Source organism: Shewanella sp. S1-58-MNA-CIBAN-0166, from assembly GCF_040310085.1.
Taxonomy (GTDB): Bacteria; Pseudomonadota; Gammaproteobacteria; order Enterobacterales; family Shewanellaceae; genus Shewanella.
This window is the reverse complement of the sequence record NZ_JBEOPN010000039.1, coordinates 40,345-46,344: the sequence shown is the minus strand read 5'-3', so window position 1 is coordinate 46,344 and position 6,000 is coordinate 40,345. Positions and strand designations below refer to the sequence as shown.

6 protein-coding genes are annotated in these 6,000 nt (G+C 40.8%); 1 reads left to right on the top strand and 5 read right to left on the bottom strand.

All coding sequences use genetic code 11. The annotated features are described in order from the left end of the window. Positions 1-150: 150 nt before the first annotated feature. The 4 genes from AAEY99_RS18865 to AAEY99_RS18850 are packed head-to-tail and all read right to left on the bottom strand — an operon-like array spanning position 151 to position 3,774. On the bottom strand, positions 151-690 hold the full coding sequence (locus tag AAEY99_RS18865) for a TlpA family protein disulfide reductase (RefSeq protein ID WP_182745079.1): 540 nt from the start codon (positions 688-690) through the stop codon (positions 151-153). A gap of 60 nt (positions 691-750) precedes the next feature. Next, complete coding sequence (gene nrfF / locus AAEY99_RS18860) at positions 751-1,233, bottom strand: heme lyase NrfEFG subunit NrfF (protein ID WP_101084812.1); 483 nt, start codon at positions 1,231-1,233, stop codon at positions 751-753. Then, positions 1,233-1,787, bottom strand: a complete 555-nt coding sequence (locus tag AAEY99_RS18855) for a DsbE family thiol:disulfide interchange protein (RefSeq protein ID WP_011635673.1) — start codon at positions 1,785-1,787, stop codon at positions 1,233-1,235. The genes nrfF and AAEY99_RS18855 overlap by 1 nt, the downstream gene beginning before the upstream one ends. Before the next feature lie 16 nt (positions 1,788-1,803). Further along, positions 1,804-3,774 (bottom strand): heme lyase CcmF/NrfE family subunit, encoded by a 1,971-nt coding sequence (locus tag AAEY99_RS18850; RefSeq protein WP_351011560.1) that lies wholly within the window; start codon positions 3,772-3,774, stop codon positions 1,804-1,806. 418 nt (positions 3,775-4,192) lie between these two features. On the opposite strand from AAEY99_RS18850, the gene ccmI reads away from it, so the two are divergent. Further along, positions 4,193-5,446, top strand: coding sequence for a c-type cytochrome biogenesis protein CcmI (gene ccmI / locus AAEY99_RS18845; protein ID WP_101084810.1), 1,254 nt, complete (start codon positions 4,193-4,195; stop codon positions 5,444-5,446). Between the two features lie 95 nt (positions 5,447-5,541). Here the strand turns inward: ccmI and AAEY99_RS18840 are convergent, their stop codons facing one another. After that, positions 5,542-5,835, bottom strand: coding sequence for a c-type cytochrome (locus tag AAEY99_RS18840; protein WP_101084809.1), 294 nt, complete (start codon positions 5,833-5,835; stop codon positions 5,542-5,544). Positions 5,836-6,000: the final 165 nt, after the last annotated feature.

Sequence of the window (6,000 nt, the reverse complement as noted above, 5' to 3'; positions counted from 1 at the left end):
TAACCGCTTGCGCTGTCTGCCGTGTCAGTGGATGCGCATTATAGGCAGCTCACGTTTTTGCGCAAGGCCTTTTTTAATAAAAAAGGATCGCTTGGCGATCTTTTCACCAAAAGCGATCCTTTTTCGTATTTTAAGCGACTTTATGACGGTTTATTGTACTTCTTTAGCGTTCTGGCGGAACTGTTCAAGGAAAGTCACCACATTTGAATCGTCCCAATCGACATACGAACGAACATAAGCCACCAGCTCACCTTGTTCATTTAAGATAAATGTTGCAGGTATCGTATCAAGCGGGAAGACATCACGTAATTGTTGTTGCGGATCGAAATACGAATTAAACCGGCCTAATCCAAGAGACTCTAAAAATGGTTGCACAATAGTCACAGCTTCAGCATCAATAGAAATAGGCAGTAGAGCAAAATGTTGTGCATTTAGAGTTTGATTTAATCGATCGAGTGCTGGAAGTTCTCTAACACAAGGTGGACACCAAGTAGCCCAAAGATTCACAACAACCACTTTACCCTTATATTGTTCAAAGTTAACCGACTGACCAACAAGATCAGTAAAATCGACTAGCGCAATTGGGAATGGTTGCGGCAATATGTTTATGCGATCGAGTGTTGATTCAGTGGTTTGCTTGGCCGCTGCTTGCATGCCTGGGTATGCATTTACCGGACCTGCTGTCCCCATAAGAATGAGACAAGTGAAAATAAACGCAAACCACTGTTTCAAAGTTAATACTCCAATCGGTTACTTAGTTGTCTTACTACGATTTAATAACGCATCTAACTCAGCTTGTTGCTCTGTTGACAAGGTTGTCGATTCAGATGCCTGTATACGTTGCTTACGCACAAAGATAAAACCAATAAAGAGACCTAAAACAAGTAACCCAAATGGACCAAGCCATAGAATATAAGTTTTCGAGTCTAACTTTGGATTGTATAAGACAAAATCGCCATAGCGGCTGGTCATAAATTCAATAATCTCTGAATCTGACTTACCACTATCGACCATCGTATACACTTCAAGACGTAAATCTTGCGCAACCGGAGAGTTTGAATCGACTAAGTTTTGATTCTGACACTGTGGGCAACGCAATTGGTGTGCTAGTGACAATGCTCTTTGTTGATTATCTACCGATTGAAATTCATAAGTATCAACAGGTGTCGCCATTACCGTCAGAGTAAAAAGTAAACTCGTACAAGCCACCATCATTTTAAATATGAATTTCATTACGATGCTCCATCGACTTTAGCTTCAGCTTGTAATTGCTGGATCATTGGATACAAGGTTTGTGTCCATACTGTTTGATCTATAGGACCTGCATAGCGATAACGAATAATACCGTTGTGGTCGACTATAAAAGTTTCCGGTGCTCCATAAACTCCAAGATCAAGACCTAAGCGACCATCTTTGTCAAAGATGTTAACTGTGTATGGATCACCTTGAGTAGTTAACTCCTTAACAGCTAATGCTCTCTCGTCACGATAGTTGATACCATATATAGGTAACAAGTTACGTTTAGACAGCATCATCAAATAAGGATGCTCATACTTACATGCTGGACACCAAGTTGCCCAAAAGTTCAACATAGACACTTTTGCTGGAAGATCTTTCTCAGTTAACACTTCACTAGGCACTTCTAAGCGCTCAAGTTGGAAAGCCGGAACTGGCTTTCCTTCTAATGCAGAATCAAGCACCTTAGGATTGAGAAATAATCCTTTGTATAAAAACACGCCCATACCTAAAAATATAACCAAAGGTATAAACAGTACAAACTTCTTCATAATGTCTCCGAGTATATTAAGCAGTCGCTAATTTTGCTTTTACTGCTTCATCTGTCGCAGCTTGCTTTACACGATAACGCTTATCGGATGCTGCCAGGAAGCCACCAATCATCATAAAGATTGATCCAAACCACAACCAACGTACAAACGGTTTATAATTAAGACGCACCGCAAACTCGGTTAAACTAATGGGATCACCCATAGTGACATATAAATCGCGGAATAATCCCCAATCAATACCCGCTTCAGTCATATCCATAGTTCGTACATTATATTGACGACGGTCAGGTTTTAGTAAGGTGATAAATTCATCATCTTTGTAAATCTCAATCTGACCTTGTTGAGCGGTATAGTTAGGACCGACAACATTTTTAGTTTCTAAATACTTAAATGTGTAACCTGCTAGTTCTTGGCTGATACCAGGACCCATACGTACGCTTTTTTCAATCGAATAGTTAGAGACAATAGTAGCCCCCATTACCGACACAGCAATACCAAAGTGAGCGAAGAGCATTCCCAATTGACTACGGCCAATTCGATTAAGACTAATACCACCTTCTTTATCGCTCACCATATTATAAGCAGCGCGAAAAGTGGATAGCATGATCCATGCTGTAGCAGCCACACCACACATCACCCAAGCATTAAATTGGCCACCAGCAATAAATGGAGCAGCGACACCGGTAACTAATGCAATAATAGCTGGAATAAGTAACTGTTTTTTAATTTCGCCTGCTTTAGATTTCTTCCAGCGAATAATTGGACCAATACCCATAAAGCCAAATAGCACTAATACGATAGGTACAAATACAGCATTAAAATATGGAGGTCCGACGGAAATCTTGCCCATGCCTAATGCATCTATCAATAAAGGATAAAGCGTACCCAGCAACACAGTACCTGCAGCAACAGTGAGTAACACATTACAGATTAGCAACATGGTTTCTTTCGATTTAAGCTCAAATCGTGCTGGACTGCTCATTTCACTGGCTCGGAAAGCAAACAGAGTTAACGAACCACCAATGGCAATACCTAACAACAGCAAGATAAACAAACCACGACTTGGATCTGCTGCAAATGAATGCACTGACGTAAGCACACCAGAACGTACAATAAAGGTGCCGAGTAAACTTAATGAGAAGGCAAAGATAGACAGCAATACAGTCCAGTTACGGAATGCCCCACGCTTTTCCGTCACAATTAATGAGTGCACTAAAGCAGTACCGACTAACCAAGGCATAAATGATGCATTTTCAACTGGGTCCCAGAACCACCAGCCGCCCCAACCTAATTCGTAGTAAGCCCACCAAGAACCAAGTGAAATACCGCCAGTTAGAAATATCCATGCCGCTAATGTCCATGGACGACTCCAGCGTGCCCAAGCAGAATCAAGTCTGCCACTCATGAGGGCTGCAATAGCAAAGGCAAAACAGACTGAAAAACCCACATACCCTAGATACAACATTGGTGGGTGGAAGATTAAGCCAACATCTTGCAACATTGGATTTAAATCTCGCCCTTCTAGAGGAATAGGAAATATCCGTTCAAATGGACTTGATGTAAGGATCATAAATAAACTGAAGCCAACAACAATCATCGCTAAAACAGATAACACCCTTGCGGTAAAGACTTCTTCTAAGCCCTTACTAAATAGTGCTACTGATGCAGTCCATACAGACAACGCGAATACCCAGAATAATAATGAACCTTCATGACCACCCCATACCGCCGCAATTTTAAAGAATATTGGTAGTTGAGAATTAGAGTGATGGGCGACATAAGCCACAGAGAAATCATCAACAGCAAAGCTGTACCCTAGTGCTATAACGGAGATACTGATGAAAAAAAACATTCCGTATGTCAGTGGCCAGGCATATCGAACAAGATACTGGTCTTTACGTGCGGAACCATATAACGGCACGCTAGCTAGCAGTAAGGCAAAAGCCAAACCGAGAATTAGCGAGAAATGTCCAAGTTCTGGAATCATGGGTATTCCTTAGTCTAAAAAAATTAGCGGATCTGAAACAAACAAATCACGACAGTACTAATTAATGCGATGAAACTAATATACGCACATTAGCTTAAACGAATTTTAACGCATTTTAGAACTTGCTATGACATATGTCTGCCATTTTCGTACAAAATTGGGTCACCAGTCTCATTATGAACACCGATTCAACCAAAACGAATTTTTTTGGCAACTTGTCTGACAGTATTACTGATATAAAGTTTCGCTATTAGTTAGTCAAACCATTCAATCTGTGAACCAGTACGCAACTATCAGGATTTGGATTCATATCTTCCTTATATTACTATTCAATTAATAATCTTTACGTATAATCGAAGTTCCAAGCACTGCGGTAAATGCCGCTTTCTCTGTTAACCTAAAAGTGAATATTGACATAATGACCACATTTTGGATTTTTATTGCGCTTGTCGTACTCATCGGCCTAATCATGATTTGGGTTCCACACTTTCGCCAAACAAAACTGTTACAAGCCGAAGAGTCTGGCGTTCGTAGACAAACTAACCTTGAACTTTTTGCTGAGCGGTTAACAATTCTTGAAAAAGAATTACATGACGAGCTTTTGGATCAAGTCGAATTCGAAGCATTAAAGAAAGAATTAGAGATAAATCTACTTCAGGACATGCAACAAAAAGGTGATGACTCCCTTGATGTAGAAATTAAATCAAAAAACGCATTATGGCCTGCTTTTATGACCTTGTGCTTATTGGCTGTTTCCGGTTACCTATATCAACACTTAGGTGCTTATAACGAATTAGCCAATCCTCCTCAAGCAAGCAATCCTCATCAAGGCATGGATCCGGCGCAAATAATGTCGCAACGGGTACAAATGATGGAAGCAAAAGTGCAGGCACAGCCAGACGATAGCCAAGCTTGGTTTAGCCTTGGTCATGCTTATATATCTGCCAACCAATATGATAAAGCCATTGGCGCATTTGATAAGGTAATGGAACTCGTCGGCACGCAAGCTGAACTCCTTGGGCCTAAAGCGACTGCGCTATACTATAAAGCAAATCAGCAGATGTCGCCGGCGATTCAAGCTGTGATTGATCAATCTTTAGCGTTAGACCCACAAGACCCCTCTACACTACTTCTTGTTGGCATGGATGCATTCTTTACCGCTGACTACAACAAAGCTATCAATGCTTGGCAGATGATCTTAGACAGCGATCGAGATGATGTTGATAGAACAGCATTAATGAATGCAATTGAATCTGCAAATATGCGCCTTAATGAAGGTTCGGCAATGCCTAATGGTGATTCAACTCAAAAGCCAGTAGTTACGAGCAATGCGAAGACAGTCGCAATTGAAGTTTCTATTGCTCCAGAATTAGCAGACAAAGTGGCCGATAGCGATACTGTGTTTATTTTCGCACGAGCAACGCAAGGTCCAAAAGTACCGTTAGCTGCAACTAAAATCAGTGCTAGCAGTTTACCTGCAACAATCACATTAGATGATAGTACTTCAATGGGTGGCGATGTCACACTGAGCTCAGTACAAGAAGTCGAAATAATTGCGGTACTGTCAAAAAATGGCAGCGTGAAACCGCAACCTGGAGACCTAAAGGGTACCATTAAAGCCATTAAAGTGGGTGATAATGCTGCACTAACTCTGGATACCTTAGTGCAATAGTATTGTGTAATATTAGTGATGTTCTCAGTTAGCATCACTGAAATTAACCCATAAAAAACCGGCTATAAAAGCCGGTTTTTTGATTTAGTTGAAAACTACTTAGACATAAACTGAATTGCGTTTTTGTAATCTTCATCGGTACAGTCAGTACACATACCACCTGGTGGCATTGCGTTTAAACCAGACTTAACCGAACCAACTAAGGCATCTAAACCTTTTGCTAGACGTGGTTCCCATGCCGCAGCGTCATGAACTTTAGGCGCTCCGGCCACACCCATGCTGTGACATACTTGACACGCTTTATTGTAAATAGCTTCACCTTCTTGAGCAAATACATTTGCAGACAAAGTTAAGGCAGCTACTGCAGTCATTGCTAACAATTTTTTCATATTCATCGTTCCTAATTGCAAATATACAAAGCTTAACGCTGCCCTTTGATTTAGAAGGCAGACTCATTTTTAGCAACGATAGATTACTACAATTAGCAAAAAAACTCATCTTTTTGTGATAACAATCTCAGCTTAGCCTCTAAATCGAGACAATCTGTGTAGTTC

Coding starts and splice junctions, on each gene's coding strand:
- AAEY99_RS18865 (WP_182745079.1), bottom strand. CDS start 690: ATGGGGACAGCAGGTCCGGTAAATGCATACCCAGGCATGCAAGCAGCG.
- nrfF (WP_101084812.1), bottom strand. CDS start 1,233: ATGAAATTCATATTTAAAATGATGGTGGCTTGTACGAGTTTACTTTTT.
- AAEY99_RS18855 (WP_011635673.1), bottom strand. CDS start 1,787: ATGAAGAAGTTTGTACTGTTTATACCTTTGGTTATATTTTTAGGTATG.
- AAEY99_RS18850 (WP_351011560.1), bottom strand. CDS start 3,774: ATGATTCCAGAACTTGGACATTTCTCGCTAATTCTCGGTTTGGCTTTT.
- ccmI (WP_101084810.1), top strand. CDS start 4,193: ATGACCACATTTTGGATTTTTATTGCGCTTGTCGTACTCATCGGCCTA.
- AAEY99_RS18840 (WP_101084809.1), bottom strand. CDS start 5,835: ATGAAAAAATTGTTAGCAATGACTGCAGTAGCTGCCTTAACTTTGTCT.